Origin of the sequence: Streptomyces sp. NPDC048185 (genome assembly GCF_043202495.1) — a bacterium.
Taxonomy (GTDB): domain Bacteria; phylum Actinomycetota; class Actinomycetes; order Streptomycetales; family Streptomycetaceae; genus Streptomyces.
Window position 1 is genome coordinate 98947 of the sequence record NZ_JBIDAN010000008.1, and the last position, 16533, is coordinate 115479.

The window sequence follows — 16533 nt, forward strand, 5'->3', positions numbered from 1 at the left end:
CTCGCTCATGCGCCGGTGCTCACTGCCTTTCAGTCGGTGAGGGGCCTGACCCAGCGTCGCCACTGCTCCTCGGGCGCGTACCCGGCGGCCCGCCACGCATGCTGCGCCTGTTCGTTGCGCACCAGCACCATCGCGTCCGCGCGCCGGCCGCCGAGGCGGACGAACCGCTCCGCAGCGGCGTCCAGCAGGGCCGAGCCGATTCCCCGGCGCCGGTGGCCGGGGTGCACCGCCAGCCGGTACAGGTGGCACCGCCAGCCGTCGAAGCCGGCGATCACCGTGCCCACCAGGGCGCCGCCGTGCTCGGCGAGGATCAGTGCGTCGGGGTCGCGGGCGACCAGGCGTTCCACGCCGTCCCGGTCGTCGCTGATGCTCGTGCCCTCAGCGGCCGCCTTCCAGAAGGCCAGAATGGCATCCAGGTCCTCGGTCCCGGCGGCCCGTATACGAAGATCGTTCATGCGGTGATCCCAGCACGCGCCGCGGAACCCCGGACATGAATTCCGGCATGTGGACGGCACCCGGACTGCACCCGGACGGCACGCGGACCGTCAGGCGTCGCGCAGGGCCCGCATCACCGGTGCGAAGGCCTCCATGAACGGCTCCAGGACGGTCAGGTACGTGAAGCCGTACCGCTCGCGCTGCGCGCGCACCTGGGCGGTGATCTCCTCGAGGGTGCCCATCAGGAAGAGGGGAAGGTCCAGCGCCTGGCCGGCGGTCAGGTGCGGAACGCGTTCGAGGAGGGGGCGCACGGCCGCCTCGCGGTCCTCGGTGACGGCCACCAGCTGGATGAGCAGGTTCAGTTCCGCCGGCTCCTTGCGGCCCGCCGCCAGGTCGCGGTACCGCGCCACGCGTTCGTCGAGTTCCTCCGCGGTGACGGGCGCGAGCCGCCCCGTCGTCCCCGACACCGTACGGCCGCCCGTGAACGCGGCGATGTCCGCGTGCCGCGCGGTCAGTTCCAGCATCCGGTCCCCGTTGGCGCCGATCAGCAGCGGCACCCCGGGCCGCTGCACCGGCCGCGGCCGGTACTCCTCGTCGCCGAGCAGCCGCTCCAGTTCCTCCACCGTGCGCCGCAGGTGATCCACGCGTTCGCCGGGCGAGCCGAAGGGCAGCCCCGCCGCATCGTGCTCCGCCCGTACGTAGCCGGTGCCGAGCCCCAGCTCCAGGCGCCCGCCCGTCAGGGCGTCCGTGGTCGCCACCTCCCGGGCCAGCAGCGCCGGGTTCCAGAAGCCGGTGTTGAGCACGAACGTGCCCACCCGGGGCCGCTCGGTGGCCCGCGCCGCCGCGACCAGCGCCGGGAACGGGGCCACCGCGCCGAGGTGGTCCGGCACCAGGATCACGTCGTAGCCCAGCTCCTCGGCCCGCCGGCACTTCGCACTCCACTCCGCACCCGGGGCGGGAACCGTCAGACTGACACCGAAACGGAACGGGCGAGTGGACAAGACGGCCTCCTCGGTGGTCTGCGTCGGCATGCGCCGGCGCCAGCCTAGGGGGATCCCGCCGCGCCCGGAATCCTCCCGCGGCACCGGTTCCGCCGGAGACGGCCCTTGCCGCTGCTAGCGTTCCGGCGCTAGCGTCGGGGTATGCGGAAGACCCAGAAGGCCCAGCTGAACGTGCGGGTGGACGAGGGCACCGCCAGGGCCGCCCGGGAACGGGCCATGGCCCGGGGGATGAGCGTCAACCGCTACATCGAGGAACTGGTCCGGCAGGACACCGGCGAGGCCGGCCGCACCTTCGTGGAGGCGGCCGCCGACTTCATGCAGCAGTACGAGAAGGTCTTCGCGGAGGAGGTCGGCGAGCGCCGCCGCTGAGCCGTTGAACGATCTCACCATCGACCTCGCCTGGCTGCTGATGCTCGCCGAACAGCGCACCCCGGGGGACCCCCAGGTCACCGACTGGGGTGCCCTCGTCGCCGCCGTCGCCCGCCACCGCGCGGAGATACTCGACGTCCCCGTCTACGACGGCCCGTACGCCCGCGCCGCGGCGCTGCTCCAGCTCCTGATCCACGTCCCCGCGCTGGAGCGCTCCAACGCCCTGTTCGCCTCCGCGGTCGCCTACGCCTACCTGGTCGCCAGCGGCGTCAAGGTCGCCACCACGCCCGAGCAGGTGCGGGATCTCGCCCTGCTGGTCAAGGGGGGCGGGGCGTCGGTCGACGACATCGCGCACGAACTGCGCCAGTGGAGCGTGTGACGCCCGCACCCCGCGCCCGCGCAGGGGTTGTCCGGCGGATCGTGCCGCGGGGGCGGCGCCGGACAGACCCTAGGAGTCGTCCCCGGGCGGTCGCCAGGCCGTGCCGAGGACGCAGTACGACATCGGCAGCGCCGGCCCGTTCTCCGGCAGCAGCATCCGCCGGTACGGGCCCAGCGTGAACCCGGCGTCCCGCAGCGCGGCGACCGGGTCGCGGGACACGTGGCAGCCGCCGGCCAGCGACGGCCACACCGTCCGGTCCAGTGCGCGCTGGGTGAACCTCATCATCCGTCCACCGCCCCGCCCGTGCTCGAAGAACCGCAGCTCGCCGCCCGGTCGCAGCACCCGCCGCAACTCCCCGAGCGCCCGCGGCACGTCCCGGACACTGCACAGCACCAGGGACACGACCGCCGCGTCGAAGGCCTCGCTCTTGACCGGCAGTGCCTCCGCCGCACCCGGCGCCACGTCGACCGGCACCTGCGCGCGCAGCGCCGCGTCCACGGCCAGCTGCCGCAGGGAACGCTCCGGCTCGATCGCGACGACCTCCGAGACGGCGCCCGGATAGTGCGCGAAGTTCAGGCCGTTGCCCGCGCCGACCTCGATCACCCGTCCGGACAGTCCGGCGAGCAGCCGCTCGCGCACCCGCGCCACCCCCATCCGGCTCTCGGCGCTCACGCTGACCCGGGCGTAATAGCGGGCGAAGAGCGGGTGGTGCACGGCGTCCGGGGGCACGGGGCGGGAACGGGCGGATCGCAGCGGCATGGGACCTCCCTCACGAGGCGGAGCCTTACCGCGATTGTCCCCCGCCCGAGCACCGCGCACCCGTCCACCGACGTGCCGACACGACAACTGCCGTCACACCCGCCCCCACCGCCCGCGTGACCGGCCTGCGTGCGCCCCGACGGCCCTCACCGCCCACGTGACCGGCAGGTGTGTCCTGACCGCTCCCGCCCCGTCCGCGTGACCGGTGTGTGGGGCCTGACCGCTCTCGCCCCGTCCCGGTGACCGACCTGTGCGTCCCGACCGCTCCCGCCCCGTCCGCGTGACCGGTGTGTGGGGCCTGACCGCTCCCGCCCCGTCCCGGTGACCGGCCTGTGCGTCCCGACCGCTCCCACCCGTCCGCGTGACCGGCCTGCGTGTGTCCCGACCGCCCCCGCCGTCGGCGCGACCGGCAGGCGCGCGTCCCTCGGCGCCCGCCTGCCCCTCGGCCCGCGGCACCTGCGTGCCCCCGGTCCGACCAGGGGCACGCCGTGCGGACGCGGGTCCGTCAGGGTGTTCCCCGCGACCCCTCGTGGTGTCCGGCGGTCAGGGGGCCTCCCGGAGGCGGAACGCGTCCGCGTCCCAGGTGCCCTCCAGGCGGGGGGCCAGCCACTGCGGGGCCGCCGACCGGAAGGCCGCCGGTGCGAGCGAGCCCGCGCCGGCGGGGAGCGCGCCCAGCAGTGGTGCCCCGGACACGTCCGGCAGATCCGCGAGGTTGCAGCGCGAGGCGAGGTCCGGGTCCGCGGGCCAGCTGCCGATCACCACACCCGGCAACTCGAGTCCCCGTGACGCGAGTTCACGAGCCGTCAGCTCGGTGGTGTTCAACGTGCCGAGCCCTGCCGACGCCACCACGAGCACCGGCGCGCCCAGCAGCGCCGCGACGTCCGCCAGGGTGCCGCCCGCCTCGTCGAACCGGACGAGCAGTCCGCCCGCCCCCTCGACCAGCACCACGTCGTGCTCGGTCGCCAGCTTGGCCGCGGCCTCCGCCACCTCCCCGGGACGCACCGGCGCCCGCCCGGCCCGCCGTGCGGCCGTGCCCGGCGCCAACGGCTCGGGATAGCGGGCGACCTCGGCCGCGGTCACGGCACCCGCGAGGCGCGCGACCTCCTGGGCGTCCCCCGGCTCGTCCGGCCGTACGCCCGTCTGGGCGGCCTTCAGCACGGCGACGGACCGGCCGGCCGCCAGCGCCGCCGCGGCCACGGCGGCAGTCGCGACCGTCTTGCCGACCTCCGTGCCCGTCCCCGTGATCACCAGTACCGCCATGTCATCCCTCCCGTGCCGCCGCGCACACCGCGCGCGCGATGCGTGCCACGTCCGCGTCGCCCGTGACGTACGGCGGCATCGTGTAGATCAGGTCGCGGAACGGCCGCAGCCACACGCCCTCGCGCACGGCCGCCTCGGTCGCCGCCCGCATGTCGACGGCGTGGTCGAGCTGCACCACGCCGATCGCGCCGAGCACGCGCACGTCCCGCACGCCCGGCAGGCCGGCGGCCGGCGCGAGTCCCTCGGTGAGGCCCGTCTCGATGCGCTTGACCTCCGCGCGCCAGTCCTGGCCGAGCAGCAGCCCGATCGACGCGCACGCCACCGCCGCGGCGAGCGGATTGCCCATGAACGTCGGCCCGTGCGCGAGCACCGGCACGTCGCCCCGTGAGATGCCGTCCGCCACCCGGGAGGTGCACAGCGTCGCCGCCATCGTCAGGTAACCGCCGGTCAGAGCCTTGCCCACGCACATCACGTCCGGCGTCACCGCCGCGTGCTCCGCCGCGAACAGCGCGCCCGTCCGCCCGAAGCCGGTGGCGATCTCGTCGAACACCAGCAGCACGTCGTGCGCGTCGCACACCTCGCGCAGCACCCGCAGGTAGGCGGGGGAGTGGAACCGCATCCCGCCCGCGCCCTGCACCACCGGCTCCACGATCACCGCGGCCAGTTCGCCGGCGTGTTGCTCGACCGTCGCGCGCAGATGGTCCGCGTACGACTCCTCGTACTCGGCGGGCGGGGCGTCCGCGAACACCTGACGCGGCAGCACCCCGCTCCACAGCTCGTGCATCCCGCCCTCGGGGTCGCACACCGACATGGGCTGCCAGGTGTCGCCGTGGTAGCCCCCGCGCCAGGTCAGCAGCCGCCGCTTGGCGGGGCGGCCCAGCGAACGCCAGTACTGGAGGCACATCTTGACCGCCACCTCGACCGCCACCGAGCCGGAGTCGGCGAGGAACACATGCTCCAGCCCTTCCGGCGACATGTCGACAAGGAGCTTCGCCAGCCGCACGGCGGGCTCGTGGGTGAGCCCGCCGAACATGACGTGACTCATCCGGTCCAGCTGCTCGCGCGCGGCCTCGTTCAGCACCGGGTGGTTGTAGCCGTGGATCGCCGACCACCAGGACGACATCCCGTCGACCAGCTCACCCGAGCCGTCGGCCGGCCGCAGCCGCACCCCGCTCGCCGACTCCACGACGAGCGGGTCCTGCCGGCCGGGCATGGGGCCGTACGGGTGCCAGACGTGCCGCCGGTCGAGGGCCAGCAGTTCGTCCACGGTCAGCGCGGGCTCAGGCATTGGGCGCGAGGTCGGTTCCGGCACCGCGACGGCGCACGGCGACCAGGTCCGTACGCGCCTCGCCCGCCGCCGGTGCCTCCGCGGCCGGCGCGGAACCGCACCCGCCACCGGCCGGGGCGGAACCGCAGACGCCGCCGTCCTCGTGCGACCCGCAGGGCCCCGCCTCCGCGTGCGACCCGCAGCCGCCCCGGCCCGCCGCGCGGTGCTCGGGCAGGGTCACCTCGCCGGTGCCCTCCACCTCGAAGCCGGCGTCCGCGATCATCTCCAGGTCGGCCTTGCCCGCCTGGCCCTCGCTGGTGAGGTAGTCACCGAGGAAGATCGAGTTGGCCAGGTGCAGGGCGAGCGGCTGCATGGTGCGCAAGTGCACCTCGCGTCCGCCGGCGATGCGCACCTCGACGTCCGGGCAGACGAACCGCGTCATCGCCAGGATGCGCAGGCACCGCTGCGGGGTGAGGTTCCACTCCTTCGCCAGCGGCGTGCCCTCGAACGGGATCAGGAAGTTGACCGGCACCGAGTCGGGGTCCAGCTCGCGCAGCGAGAAGACCACGTCGACCAGGTCCTCGTCGCTCTCGCCCATGCCCGCGATCAGCCCCGAGCAGGCGGACAGCCCGGCCGCGTGCGCCTTGTTGACCGTGTCCACCCGGTCGGCGTACGTGTGCGTGGTCGTGATGTCCCCGTACGTCGACTCGGACGTGTTGAGGTTGTGGTTGTAGGCGTCGGCGCCCGCCTCGCGCAGCCGCTCCGCCTGACCGTCCGAGAGCAGCCCCAGGCAGGCGCAGACCTCGACGCCCTCGTTCTGCTCCTTGATGGCCTTGATGGTCTCGGAGACCCGGTCCACGTCCCGCTCGGTGGGGCCGCGCCCGCTGGCCACCAGGCACACCCGCTTGGCGCCGCCGGCCACGCCGGCGGCAGCGGCCTCGGAGGCCTGGCCGGGCTTGAGCCAGGTGTACTTGAGGATCTCGGCCTTCGAGCCGAGCCGCTGCGAGCAGTAGGAGCAGTCCTCGGGACACAGGCCCGACTTGAGGTTGACCAGATAGTTGAGTTTCACCCGTCGGCCGAACCAGTGACGGCGCACCTTGCCGGCCGCGGCCACCACGTCGAGCAGGTCGTCGTCGGAAGTGGCGAGGACGGCCAGAGCTTCCTCGCGGGTCGGCGTCTCGCGCCGAAGCCCCTTGTCCACCAGCGTGTTCAGCAGGTCCATGAGAGCCGATCCTGTCCTACGGGGCCGCCCGGGGCCAAGGAGACTTCGCACAACAGTGACAGATCACCGTGTGGGTATCGCCACACCTCGGGCAGCCCGTCGTGCCGCTAGTGTCTGTCCACTGCCTACAAAACCGCGGAGGGCGAAGCCATGGCGTTCGGCTGGATCGACGAGCAGGCCGGGGCGCGCCGCCGGGCCGGCCTCGTACGGACACTTCGGCCCCGTCCGGCCGACTCGCCCCTGCTGGACCTGGCGAGCAACGACTACCTGGGTCTGGCCCGGCACCAGGAGGTCACCGAGGGCGCGGCGCGGGCCGCGCGGGCCTGGGGCGGCGGTGCGACCGGCTCCCGGCTCGTCACCGGAACGACCGAACTGCACGCCGAACTCGAGCGCGAACTGGCCGCGTTCTGCGGCTTCGAGGCCGCGCTCGTCCTCTCCTCCGGCTATGCCGCCAACCTCGCCGCGGTGACCGCGCTGGCGCCGCACGGCTCCCTCGTCGTCTCCGACGCGGGCAACCACGCCTCGCTGATCGACGGCTGCCGGCTGGCCCGGGGGGCGACCCACGTCGTGGCGCACGCCGACCCGGACGCGGTGCGAAAGGCGCTGGCGACGCACGACGGGCCCGCCGTCGCCGTCTCCGACACGGTCTTCTCGGTGGACGGTGACGCGGCGCCGCTGGCCGCCCTGGCCGAGGCGTGCCGGGAGCACGGCGCCGGGCTGGTCGTCGACGACGCCCACGGCCTCGGCGTCCTCGGCGACGGCGGCCGGGGCGCCCCGCACGCGGCGGGGCTCGCGGGTGCCGACGACGTCGTCGTGACGGTCACGCTGTCCAAGTCGCTGGGAAGTCAGGGCGGTGCCGTGCTCGGCCCCGCCCGGGTGATCGACCATCTGGTGAACGCGGCCCGGACGTTCATCTTCGACACCGGACTCGCCCCCGCCGCGACGGGCGCGGCCCTCGCGGCCCTGCGGCTGCTGCGTCGTGAGCCCGGGCGGGCGGCGCGGGCGCGCGAGGTGGCGGCCGAGCTGCACGCGCGCCTGACCGCCGCGGGTCTGGAGGCGGTGCGTCCGGACGCCGCGGTGGTCTCGGTGCGCGCTCCCTCCCCGGAGGGGGCCGTGCGCTGGGCGGCCGACTGCCGTGCGGCCGGCCTGTCCGTGGGCTGCTTCCGCCCTCCGTCGGTGCCCGATGGCATCTCACGGCTCAGGCTGACCGCTCGCGCGGACCTCTCCGGGGAACAGATCGAACGTGCGGTACGGGTGATCGGCGAAACGCGGCCATGAGTCGGCGTGGCACGGCCGTGCGTCGCGCGTCACCCGGTCGGATCAGCCGGTCCTGCCGACGCGGACCGCGGCCGTGAACGACGCCCAGCTCCCGGGGGAGAAGAGCAGCGCGGGCCCGGCCGGGGCCTTGGAGTCGCGCACGGCGAGGAGCCCGGCCCAGGGGCCGGCCGCCGGCCGTGCGGTCTCCACGCAGTTGTTGGCTCCTGTGCTGTAACTGCTGCGCAGCCATCGCACATCGTGCAGTTCGGTACTCGCGGGGATGTTCCGGGGACATGCGGACATGGTGCCTCCTTACGCGCCGGCCGCTGTCGCGGCGATGTAGTCCAACGAGTCCGCGGGCGAAAGGGCATGGAGCAGGAGAGCGTCGAAGGCCTCGGTGTAGGCCTCCAGGTCTTCTTTCCGTTCGAGATGGAGGCTACTCGTCAAGTGGTCGAGAACAACCACGTCGAGATCAGAAGTGCTCGGAAATGAGAAGATTACGAAAGGGCCGGTGACACCGATGTGCGCCCCGGCGGTGAACGGAAGCACCTGGAGCCGGACATTGGGCAGCCGCGCGGCCTCCACCAGCCGGGTCAGCTGCCGGGCCATGACCCCGGGCCCGCCCACCTCCCGGCGCAGCACCGCTTCGTCGAGGACCGCGTTCAGCTCCAGTGGCGGGTCGGCCCGCAGCACGTCCTGCCGGGCCAGGCGGACCTCCACCAGCGTGTCCAGCCGCTCGTCCGACAGCCCGTCCACCGCCGCCCGCGTGACCGCGCGGGCGTACTCAGGCGTCTGCAACAGCCCGGGAACGACGGTCGTCTCCAGCGTCCGCATCGCGCTCGCCTGCGACTCCAGACTGATGAAGTCCCGGTACGTCGGCGGCAGCACCCCGCGATAGGCGTGCCACCAGTGGTGCCGGCCGCCCGCGTCCTCGGAACCCGCCAGCACCACCAGCAGCTCCCGCAGTTCGCGGTCGTCCACACCGTAGGCGTCCAGCAGTAACCGCACGTCGGCCGGTTTCGCCCCGCTGGTCCCGGTCTCGATCCGGCTGACCTTCGACTGGTGCCAGCCCACCAGCCGGGCCGCCTCGCCGCTGGTGATCCCCGCCGACGTGCGCAGGGCGCGCAGTTCCGCGCCCAGCTTTCGGCGGCGCACCACCGGACCGTGCTGCATGGGCCACTCCTCCGATGCCGACGAGCCGCCCGAATACGCTCTGCCGTCGCAGAGTTCACCGCTTCGAGCGACAGATATATGCATATCTTGGTGGATCGCCGCCCTTCGCCGGGCGGTGATGGCAGTCTGGCGGCGAAGCACCAGTCCGGGACCGTACTCGAACCATCCGCCCCGTGTCGGGCCGCGGTCCCGTGGGAAAGGGACGACGTCGCCATGGCAGACCATCTGGAAGCATCCGTCACTCTGCCGAGCGATCCCGCCTCGGTGGCCGCCGCGCGCACCTATGTGGTGGGCACCCTGGCGGAGTGGGGCCTGCCCGAGGACGCCGAGGTGTCCGAGACCGTCCGGCTCATCGTCTCCGAGCTGGCCACCAACGCGGTCCAGCACACGTTCGGGCAGTCACCGACCTTCACGGTGGACCTCGTGCTCGACTGCGACGAACGGCTGTGCATCGGCGTCACCGACAGCCACCCGCGTTTCCCCAAACGGCTGCCCGCCGCGGTGCAGCAGGACAACGGCCGGGGCATGGTGATCATCCGCTGGCTGACGGCGGAGTGCGGCGGCAGGCTGAGGGTGCGGCCCACGCGCGAGGGCGGCAAGACCGTCTCCATCGAACTGCCCTGGACGGCACCGGGCCCGGTGGTGCCCGCCGAACCGGTCACCGTCGTGGGGCGTCCCCGGGGCGAGACCGTGGGGCCGCAGGAGCCTCAGCGGTGAGGCGTGGACGGCACCCGGCGCGAGACGGACGGCGCCCGCCGGGCCGCCCGGACCCGTGCGGCCCTGTCCCGGGCCGCGCCGGCCGCCTCCGCCGCCGGGCGCCGGTCGGCGGCGCGGCGGTCACCGGTCGCGTGGCTCCGCCGGACCAGGCGGGGGAGCAGCCACCACAGGCCGAGGCAGACCAGCAGGGTCGCCGCACCGGCGGCCGCTCCACCGGCCCGGCCGGTGGTCACGTCGACCACGAGCATCACCGAGCCGGTGAACGCGAACACCAGTACGCCCAGGCCGGCCGTGGCGAGCCGCGAGGACACCCGCACTATGCGTGCCTTGGCGCCCCGCTGGAAGAGCGAGCGGTGCAGCGCGGCCGGGGCGGTGAACAGCGTCGCCGCGAGCACCGCGAACAGCAGCGTGGTGACGTAGACGGTGCGCCGGACCGTGTCGAGCTCCGGGAAGCGCGACGTGAAGGCCAGGGACAGCAGGAAGGCGAAGAGGATCTGCACCCCGGTCCGGGTGACGCGCAGTTCCTGGAGCAGCTCGACGAAGTTGCGGTCGGCGCGCTCCAGCGGTGTCTCGTTGCGAGCGGTGCAGCGGCGGTGGTCGGCCATGCCGTGCGGGTGACCGCAGAGGGCCGTGTCACGCACCGCGGCACGCACCCGGGACGGTGACGGCGCGTCAGGAAGCCGTCACCGCCCCGGGCGGATCACTTCACCCGGCCGTACCAGACGTTGCTGGTCCAGATCTTCTGCAGCCGCACCACGTCCCCGGTCTTCGGGGCGTGCCAGATCTTGCCCTTTCCGGCGTAGATGCCGACGTGGTACACACTCCGGCCCGAGTGGAAGAACACGAGGTCTCCGGCCTTGCGGCTCCTGGCGGAGACGTGCCGGGTCTTGTTGTACTGCTGCGCGGCGGTCCGCGGCAGCTTCTTGCCGGCCTTCTTGAACGAGTACAGCGTCAGTCCGGAGCAGTCGAACCGGTACGGCCCGGTGGCGCCCCACGCGTAGGGCGCGCCCTTCTTGGAGGCCGCGATCCTGAGGGCCTTCGTCGCGTGGCTCGCCGCGGCGGCCTCGGAGGCGACGCCGGGAACCACGATGGAGCCGCCCACGGCGGCGATGGTCAGGGCCGAGGCCGTACCGGCACGGGCCATCAGCGACGGGACGCGATTGAGCGCAGTCATGCGCAACCCTTCGTCAGCCGCCTGTGAAGGATGACCTGTCGGATTCGGGCTGGCGAAGTTGCCCGGCCGCACGAGTGCGGCTTCACCCCAAGGGCTGCTCGGCCCGGCGGCTCCCTCTCGGGGGCGACCGTTCCGGCGACCCGTCGTGCTCGGGTCCTCCACTCCTGCCGATCCACTCCTGTCGACCGGTCGTCCGGGCGGCGGCAGGACTCGGCGTCCGCCCGGACCGCCCCGCCGCTGCGGCGGGGGCTTGTCGTCAGTCATGGATCTTGGCGCACCGAAGTCGGAAAATCCCAACGGAACCGGGTTGTTGTGTGGTTACTCACCACCCACCCGTTCGGGTGGACATGTCGTGTTCGATCCTCCGGGGGACGCCCGTGGCGACCCCGGGACCAGCGACGGAATGACAAGTTCCGCCGTCCGGGTGCGCACGTCGCGCAAGCCCGGGGGGCCGGAAATTCGAGGTGTTCCTACGCCGAAGGGGGGTAAGCCGTTCGGCCGGTTTCGGCCCCGCGGTGACGGAGGGTGTGCCGGACGCGGCTGCCGGGCGCCCTGCGGGACGCCGATCGCGCCCAGGGATGCGCGGGCATGCGAAGGACCGCCGACAGCACCGGTAATCGGCCGGTCAAACCGGTAATCAGTCGGTCAAAACCGCGTGACGTGGCGGAAACACTCTAGCCGTACTCTGCACCCCGATCCACCTGCGGTTTTTCGCACATCAGCGGGCGACTTGGGGCTCATTGCTGTGTGTTACATCTAGAGCCGTCGCGGTGGACGCGGCAGCCGGACCGTTCGGTCCCGGCGTGACGTTCTGTGAGGTGGTACGTGCAACTGACCCCGCACGAGCAGGAACGACTGCTCATCCATGTGGCCGCGGACGTGGCGGAGAAGCGCCGCGCGCGAGGGGTGAAGCTCAACCACCCCGAGGTCGTCGCGCTGATCACCTCGCACATCCTCGAGGGCGCCCGTGACGGCCGTACGGTCAGTGAGCTCATGGCGTCGGGCCGCAAGCTGATCCAGCGCCACGAGGTCATGGAAGGCATCCCCGAGATGATCCACGACGTGCAGGTCGAGGCGACCTTCCCCGACGGCACCAAGCTCGTCACCGTCCACGAACCGATCATCTGACGGGAACCCGCAGCAGCCATGATTCCCGGAGAGATCCTCTTCGCCGACGAGCCGGTCGCCTTCAACGAGGGCCGCACGAGCGTCCGTCTGACCGTGCTCAACACCGCCGACCGGCCCGTGCAGGTCGGCTCCCACTACCACTTCGCCGAGGCCAACCCCGGTCTCGACTTCGACCGTGCCGCGGCGCACGGCAGGCGGCTGAACATCGCCGCCGGCACCGCCGTCCGGTTCGAGCCCGGCATCCCGGTCGACGTGGAGCTGATCCCCCTCGCGGGTGCCCGCGTCGTCGTGGGTCTGCGCGGCGCGACCGGAGGTGCCCTCGATGCCTGAACTGTCCCGAGCCGCCTACGCCGACCTGTTCGGCCCGACCACCGGCGACCGCGTCCGGCTGGCCGACACCGACCTCTTCGTCGAGATCGAGGAGGACCGCTCCGGCGGCCCCGGCCGCTCCGGTGACGAAGCGGTCTTCGGCGGCGGCAAGGTGCTGCGCGAGTCCATGGGCCAGTCGCGCGCCACCCGTGCCGAGGGCGCCCCCGACACCGTGATCACCGGTGCCGTGATCATCGACCACTGGGGCATCGTCAAGGCCGACATCGGCATCCGCGACGGCCGCATCACCGGCATCGGCAAGTCCGGCAACCCGGACACCATGGACGGCGTCCACCCCGAGCTCGTCATCGGGCCCGAGACCGAGGTCATCGCGGGCAACGGCAAGATCGTCACCGCCGGCGGCATCGACACGCACGTCCACTTCATCGCGCCGGGCGTCGTCGACGAGGCCCTCGCCTCCGGCATCACCACGCTCGTCGGCGGCGGTACGGGACCGGCCGAGGGCAGCAAGGCGACCACGGTCACCCCCGGTTCGTGGCACCTCGCGCGGATGTACGCGGCCCTGGAGTCGAGCCCGGTCAACATCGGCTTCCTCGGCAAGGGCAGCACCATGTCCAAGGAGTCGATGCGCGACCAGCTGCGCGCCGGCATCCTCGGCTTCAAGATCCACGAGGACTGGGGCGCGACCCCCGCCGTCATCTCCGCCTGTCTGGACGTGTGCGAGGAGTCCGGCGTCCAGCTCGCCGTCCACACGGACACCCTGAACGAGGCCGGATTCGTCGGCGACACCTTCGACGCGGTCGCGGGGCGCACCCTGCACGCCTTCCACGTCGAGGGCGCCGGCGGCGGCCACGCACCCGACATGATCACGGCGGTGTCGCTGCCGAACATGCTGCCGGCGTCCACCAACCCCACCCGGCCGCACACCGTCAACACCGTCGAGGAACACCTCGACATGCTGATGGTCTGCCACCACCTCAACCCGGCGGTCCCCGAGGACCTGGCCTTCGCCGAGTCCCGCATCCGGCCCAGCACCATCGCGGCCGAGGACATCCTGCACGACATGGGCGCCATCTCCATCATGTCGTCGGACGCCCAGGCCATGGGCCGCGTCGGCGAGGTGATCCTGCGGACCTGGCAGACCGCGCACGTGATGAAGCGACGCCGCGGCTTCCTGTCCGGCGACACCCGCGCCGACAACCGGCGTGCGCGTCGCTATGTCGCCAAATACACCATCAACCCCGCCGTCGCCCAGGGCATCGAGCACGAGGTCGGCTCCGTCGAGTCCGGCAAGCTCGCCGACCTGGTCCTCTGGGAGCCCCGCTTCTTCGGTGTGAAGCCGCAGGTCGTGCTCAAGGGCGGACAGATCGCCTACGCGCAGATGGGCGACGCCAACGCCTCCATCCCCACCCCGCAGCCCGTCCTGCCGCGCCCGATGTACGGCGCCCTCGGCCGGGCGCCCGCCACGAACTCGCTGAACTTCGTGGCCGAGGCGGCGATCGAGGACGGGCTGCCGGAACGCCTCGGTCTCAGGAAGGAGTTCGTGCCCATCCGCTCGACCCGGGGCCGCACCAAGGCGGACATGCGCGAGAACGACGCCCTGCCCCGGGTCGAGGTCGCCGCGGACTCCTTCGCGGTGACCATCGACGGCGAGCTCGTCGAACCCGCACCGGTCGCCGAACTGCCGCTCGCGCAGCGGTACTTCCTCTTCTGAGCGCCGTCATGAGCCGCGCAGCACTGCTCGTCCTGGCGGACGGCCGGTTCCCCGCCGGAGGGCACGCCCACTCCGGCGGGGCGGAGGCCGCCGTCAAGGCCGGACACATCACCGACGCCGCGAGCCTGGAGGCGTTCTGCCGGGGACGGCTGCACACGAGCGGAGCCGTGACGGCGTCCCTCGCGGCAGCCGCGGCCCTCGGCGTCGATCCCGAGGAACTCGACCGGGCCGCGGACGCCCGCACACCGTCACCCGCCCTGCGGGCGGTGGCCCGCAGACTCGGCCGGCAGCTCATGCGGGCCGCCCGCGCCACCTGGCCGGACCCCGGACTCGAGGTGCTGGCCGGGCGCTTCCCCAAGGGCGCCCACCAGCCCGTCGTCCTCGGGCTGGCCGCCCGCGCGGCCGGGCTCGGGGCCCTGGACGCGGCCTACTGCTCCGCCTACGAGGGGGTGAGCGGGCCGGCGACCGCGGTCGTGCGGCTGCTCGGTCTCGACCCGTTCGACGCCACGGCCGTGCTCGCGCGGCTGGCGGCGGAGGTGGACCGGGTGGCCGCGGACGCGGTGGAGGCGGCGCAACTGGCCCTGAGCGACGAGGGGGCGGACGCGCTGCCGGCGCGGTCCGCGCCGTTGCTGGAGATCGGGGCGGAGGCGCATGCCGCTTGGGCCGTGCGGCTCTTCGCCTCGTAGTGGTCCTCGCCCCCGCCGCCCCTTCCCTGTCCGACTCCAGGGGGCTCCGGCCCCCTGGAACCCCCGTTCGGCCTCGTCCTCGAGCGCCGGACGGGCCGAGAGCCGACCCCCAGTTTCAGGAGTCACCCATGCACCTCGACCACGACCACGACGGGCCCGCCGCCGTGTCCGCCGATGCCCGCCGGCCCGACGGGAGCCGCCGCGCGCTGCGCATCGGGCTCGGCGGGCCCGTCGGGTCCGGCAAGACCGCGACCGTCGCGGCGCTCTGCCGCGCGCTGCGCGAGGAACTGTCCCTCGCCGTCGTCACCAACGACATCTACACGCGCGAGGACGCCGAGTTCCTGCTCCGCGAGGCGGTCCTGCCGCCGGAGCGCATCACCGCCGTCGAGACGGGCGCCTGCCCGCACACCGCGATCCGGGACGACATCTCCGCCAACCTGGAGGCCGTCGAGGACCTGGAGGACGAGGTCGGACCGCTCGACCTGGTCCTGGTGGAGTCCGGCGGGGACAACCTCACCGCCACCTTCTCCCGGGGACTCGTCGACGCCCAGATCTTCGTGATCGACGTGGCGGGCGGCGACGACATCCCGCGCAAGGGCGGCCCCGGTGTCTCCACCGCGGACCTGCTCATCGTCAACAAGACCGACCTCGCCCCGTACGTCGGCTCCGACCTCGCGCGGATGGCCGCCGACGCCAAGGCGCAGCGCGGCGAACTGCCGGTCGTGCTCCAGTCGCTCAGGAGCGAGGCAGGCGTGGGGGAGGTCGCCGACTGGGTGCGCGCCCGGCTCGCCGCGTGGACGGCATGACGGCGCCGGGCGGCGTCCGGGCGATGGCGCGGATCCTCGCCCGCGGTGACGGACGCGGCGGCACCAGCCTGCCCGTGCTGGAGGGCGAGGGCCCGCTCGCGGTGCGGCGGACCAGGGGGAGCGGGGCCGAGGCCCGCGTTCTGCTGGTCGGCGCGATGAGCGGTCCGCTCGGCGGCGACCACTTCACGGTGACCGCCGAGGCGGTGCAGGGCGCCCGGCTGCGGGTCGGCTCCGCCGCCGCCACCCTCGCCCTGCCGGGTCAGGACAAGGCGGGGGCCCGCTACGACGTCCGGCTCGCCGTGGCCGACGACGCCGAACTGCACTGGCTGCCCGAGCAGCTGATCTCCGCGAACGGCAGCGACCTGCAGGTGACCACACGCGCCGACCTCGCGCCCACGGCCCGGCTCGTGCTGCGCGAGGAACAGGTGCTCGGGCGGTCCGGCGAGGAGCCGGGGCGGCTCACCAGCCGTCTTGCCGTACGGATCGGGGGCCGCGCCGTCCTCGACCAGGAACTGGCCTGCGGCCCCGGCGCCCCCGGAGGCTGGGACGGCCCGGCCGGGCTGGCCGGTCACCGGGCCGTCGGCCAGGTCGTCGTCGTCCGGCCGTCGTTCGCGACCCGGCCGCCCACCGCCCGCACGGCCGGGGAGGGCGCGGCCGTCATGCCGCTCGCCGGACCGGCCGTGCTGGTGACCGCGGTGGCACCGGACGCGCTCCGGCTGCGGCGGCTGCTCGACGAGGCGCTGGCCTCCCTGGACCGGGACTGACCGGCCCCCGGACGCACTTCTCCGTTTATCGGATTGGCAAAGAAGTAGTGCCACCCCTGTTCTCAGGGAACGCACAGCCGCGAGGATCCCCG

Annotated in this window: 20 protein-coding genes and 1 riboswitch; of the genes, 10 read left to right on the forward strand and 10 right to left on the reverse strand. The window is 73.4% G+C overall.

The window, feature by feature from the left end; genetic code table 11:
• Positions 1-29 precede the first annotated feature (29 nt).
• Both ACGF3H_RS23615 and ACGF3H_RS23620 read right to left on the reverse strand, forming a co-directional pair.
• Complete coding sequence (locus ACGF3H_RS23615) at positions 30-455, reverse strand: GNAT family N-acetyltransferase (RefSeq protein ID WP_362487639.1); 426 nt, start codon at positions 453-455, stop codon at positions 30-32.
• Between the two features lie 90 nt (positions 456-545).
• A complete protein-coding gene (locus ACGF3H_RS23620; protein ID WP_362487637.1) occupies positions 546-1436 on the reverse strand; it encodes an LLM class F420-dependent oxidoreductase in 891 nt (296 codons plus the stop codon).
• Between the two features lie 141 nt (positions 1437-1577).
• Between ACGF3H_RS23620 and ACGF3H_RS23625 the strand changes: the two genes are divergently transcribed.
• Together ACGF3H_RS23625 and ACGF3H_RS23630 are read left to right on the forward strand one after the other, a co-directional pair.
• Positions 1578-1805, forward strand: a complete 228-nt coding sequence (locus ACGF3H_RS23625; RefSeq protein WP_362487635.1) for a toxin-antitoxin system HicB family antitoxin — start codon at positions 1578-1580, stop codon at positions 1803-1805.
• A gap of 4 nt (positions 1806-1809) precedes the next feature.
• Positions 1810-2184 carry a fic family toxin-antitoxin system, toxin component gene (locus ACGF3H_RS23630; protein WP_362487633.1) on the forward strand — a complete coding sequence of 125 codons (375 nt, stop codon included), beginning with the start codon at positions 1810-1812 and terminating at the stop codon, positions 2182-2184.
• 69 nt (positions 2185-2253) lie between these two features.
• On the opposite strand, the gene ACGF3H_RS23635 is transcribed toward ACGF3H_RS23630, so the two are convergent.
• From ACGF3H_RS23635 to bioB, 4 genes are all read right to left on the reverse strand, one after another.
• The gene (locus ACGF3H_RS23635; RefSeq protein WP_362487630.1) at positions 2254-2943 is read right to left on the reverse strand and encodes a class I SAM-dependent methyltransferase; all 690 of its coding nucleotides are present in this window, start codon (positions 2941-2943) and stop codon (positions 2254-2256) included.
• 543 nt (positions 2944-3486) lie between these two features.
• Positions 3487-4203 carry a dethiobiotin synthase gene (gene bioD, locus ACGF3H_RS23640; RefSeq protein WP_362487628.1) on the reverse strand — a complete coding sequence of 239 codons (717 nt, stop codon included), beginning with the start codon at positions 4201-4203 and terminating at the stop codon, positions 3487-3489.
• A gap of 1 nt (position 4204) precedes the next feature.
• On the reverse strand, positions 4205-5491 hold the full coding sequence (locus tag ACGF3H_RS23645) for an adenosylmethionine--8-amino-7-oxononanoate transaminase (protein WP_362487626.1): 1287 nt from the start codon (positions 5489-5491) through the stop codon (positions 4205-4207).
• Entirely contained in the window at positions 5484-6692 is a 1209-nt protein-coding gene (gene bioB, locus ACGF3H_RS23650) for a biotin synthase BioB (protein WP_362487624.1), read from the reverse strand. Before bioB ends, ACGF3H_RS23645 begins: the two co-directional genes overlap by 8 nt.
• A 150-nt stretch (positions 6693-6842) precedes the next feature.
• Here bioB and ACGF3H_RS23655 point away from each other — a divergent pair, with 150 nt between their 5' ends.
• Positions 6843-7970, forward strand: coding sequence for an 8-amino-7-oxononanoate synthase (locus tag ACGF3H_RS23655; RefSeq protein WP_362487622.1), 1128 nt, complete (start codon positions 6843-6845; stop codon positions 7968-7970).
• A gap of 42 nt (positions 7971-8012) precedes the next feature.
• Here the strand turns inward: ACGF3H_RS23655 and ACGF3H_RS23660 are convergent, their stop codons facing one another.
• Positions 8013-8252 (reverse strand): DUF397 domain-containing protein, encoded by a 240-nt coding sequence (locus tag ACGF3H_RS23660; RefSeq protein ID WP_362487620.1) that lies wholly within the window; start codon positions 8250-8252, stop codon positions 8013-8015.
• 9 nt (positions 8253-8261) lie between these two features.
• Positions 8262-9122: a helix-turn-helix transcriptional regulator gene (locus ACGF3H_RS23665; protein WP_362487618.1), complete on the reverse strand. Its 861-nt coding sequence runs from the start codon at positions 9120-9122 to the stop codon at positions 8262-8264.
• A 213-nt stretch (positions 9123-9335) separates the two neighbouring features.
• Between ACGF3H_RS23665 and ACGF3H_RS23670 the strand changes: the two genes are divergently transcribed.
• Complete coding sequence (locus tag ACGF3H_RS23670; RefSeq protein ID WP_362487616.1) at positions 9336-9839, forward strand: ATP-binding protein; 504 nt, start codon at positions 9336-9338, stop codon at positions 9837-9839.
• Here ACGF3H_RS23670 and ACGF3H_RS23675 read toward each other — a convergent pair.
• A complete protein-coding gene (locus ACGF3H_RS23675) occupies positions 9830-10444 on the reverse strand; it encodes a DUF6328 family protein (protein ID WP_362487887.1) in 615 nt (204 codons plus the stop codon). The two genes, ACGF3H_RS23670 and ACGF3H_RS23675, sit on opposite strands and share 10 nt — an antisense overlap.
• Positions 10445-10539: 95 nt before the next feature.
• The gene (locus ACGF3H_RS23680) at positions 10540-11013 is read right to left on the reverse strand and encodes a C40 family peptidase (RefSeq protein WP_362487613.1); all 474 of its coding nucleotides are present in this window, start codon (positions 11011-11013) and stop codon (positions 10540-10542) included.
• Positions 11014-11016: 3 nt separating this feature from the next.
• Positions 11017-11161, reverse strand: a riboswitch (cyclic di-AMP (ydaO/yuaA leader).
• Between the two features lie 677 nt (positions 11162-11838).
• Here ACGF3H_RS23680 and ACGF3H_RS23685 point away from each other — a divergent pair.
• The 6 genes from ACGF3H_RS23685 to ACGF3H_RS23710 all read left to right on the forward strand — a co-directional run bounded on the left by ACGF3H_RS23685 (position 11839) and on the right by ACGF3H_RS23710 (position 16441).
• Positions 11839-12141 carry an urease subunit gamma gene (locus ACGF3H_RS23685; protein WP_189231199.1) on the forward strand — a complete coding sequence of 101 codons (303 nt, stop codon included), beginning with the start codon at positions 11839-11841 and terminating at the stop codon, positions 12139-12141.
• Positions 12142-12159: 18 nt separating this feature from the next.
• Complete coding sequence (locus tag ACGF3H_RS23690; RefSeq protein WP_362487610.1) at positions 12160-12471, forward strand: urease subunit beta; 312 nt, start codon at positions 12160-12162, stop codon at positions 12469-12471.
• Positions 12464-14185 carry an urease subunit alpha gene (locus tag ACGF3H_RS23695; protein WP_362487608.1) on the forward strand — a complete coding sequence of 574 codons (1722 nt, stop codon included), beginning with the start codon at positions 12464-12466 and terminating at the stop codon, positions 14183-14185. The genes ACGF3H_RS23690 and ACGF3H_RS23695 overlap by 8 nt, the downstream gene beginning before the upstream one ends.
• An 8-nt stretch (positions 14186-14193) precedes the next feature.
• A complete protein-coding gene (locus ACGF3H_RS23700) occupies positions 14194-14871 on the forward strand; it encodes an urease accessory UreF family protein (RefSeq protein WP_362487606.1) in 678 nt (225 codons plus the stop codon).
• 128 nt (positions 14872-14999) lie between these two features.
• On the forward strand, positions 15000-15677 hold the full coding sequence (gene ureG / locus ACGF3H_RS23705) for an urease accessory protein UreG (RefSeq protein WP_362487604.1): 678 nt from the start codon (positions 15000-15002) through the stop codon (positions 15675-15677).
• Positions 15674-16441 carry an urease accessory protein UreD gene (locus tag ACGF3H_RS23710; protein WP_362487884.1) on the forward strand — a complete coding sequence of 256 codons (768 nt, stop codon included), beginning with the start codon at positions 15674-15676 and terminating at the stop codon, positions 16439-16441. The genes ureG and ACGF3H_RS23710 overlap by 4 nt, the downstream gene beginning before the upstream one ends.
• The last annotated feature ends 92 nt before the right edge of the window (positions 16442-16533 follow it).

Coding starts and splice junctions, on each gene's coding strand:
- ACGF3H_RS23615 (WP_362487639.1), bottom strand. CDS start 455: ATGAACGATCTTCGTATACGGGCCGCCGGGACCGAGGACCTGGATGCC.
- ACGF3H_RS23625 (WP_362487635.1), top strand. CDS start 1,578: ATGCGGAAGACCCAGAAGGCCCAGCTGAACGTGCGGGTGGACGAGGGC.
- ACGF3H_RS23635 (WP_362487630.1), bottom strand. CDS start 2,943: ATGCCGCTGCGATCCGCCCGTTCCCGCCCCGTGCCCCCGGACGCCGTG.
- bioD (WP_362487628.1), bottom strand. CDS start 4,203: ATGGCGGTACTGGTGATCACGGGGACGGGCACGGAGGTCGGCAAGACG.
- ACGF3H_RS23645 (WP_362487626.1), bottom strand. CDS start 5,491: ATGCCTGAGCCCGCGCTGACCGTGGACGAACTGCTGGCCCTCGACCGG.
- bioB (WP_362487624.1), bottom strand. CDS start 6,692: ATGGACCTGCTGAACACGCTGGTGGACAAGGGGCTTCGGCGCGAGACG.
- ACGF3H_RS23655 (WP_362487622.1), top strand. CDS start 6,843: ATGGCGTTCGGCTGGATCGACGAGCAGGCCGGGGCGCGCCGCCGGGCC.
- ACGF3H_RS23660 (WP_362487620.1), bottom strand. CDS start 8,252: ATGTCCGCATGTCCCCGGAACATCCCCGCGAGTACCGAACTGCACGAT.
- ACGF3H_RS23665 (WP_362487618.1), bottom strand. CDS start 9,122: ATGCAGCACGGTCCGGTGGTGCGCCGCCGAAAGCTGGGCGCGGAACTG.
- ACGF3H_RS23670 (WP_362487616.1), top strand. CDS start 9,336: ATGGCAGACCATCTGGAAGCATCCGTCACTCTGCCGAGCGATCCCGCC.
- ACGF3H_RS23675 (WP_362487887.1), bottom strand. CDS start 10,444: ATGGCCGACCACCGCCGCTGCACCGCTCGCAACGAGACACCGCTGGAG.
- ACGF3H_RS23680 (WP_362487613.1), bottom strand. CDS start 11,013: ATGACTGCGCTCAATCGCGTCCCGTCGCTGATGGCCCGTGCCGGTACG.
- ACGF3H_RS23690 (WP_362487610.1), top strand. CDS start 12,160: ATGATTCCCGGAGAGATCCTCTTCGCCGACGAGCCGGTCGCCTTCAAC.
- ACGF3H_RS23695 (WP_362487608.1), top strand. CDS start 12,464: ATGCCTGAACTGTCCCGAGCCGCCTACGCCGACCTGTTCGGCCCGACC.
- ACGF3H_RS23700 (WP_362487606.1), top strand. CDS start 14,194: ATGAGCCGCGCAGCACTGCTCGTCCTGGCGGACGGCCGGTTCCCCGCC.
- ureG (WP_362487604.1), top strand. CDS start 15,000: ATGCACCTCGACCACGACCACGACGGGCCCGCCGCCGTGTCCGCCGAT.
- ACGF3H_RS23710 (WP_362487884.1), top strand. CDS start 15,674: ATGACGGCGCCGGGCGGCGTCCGGGCGATGGCGCGGATCCTCGCCCGC.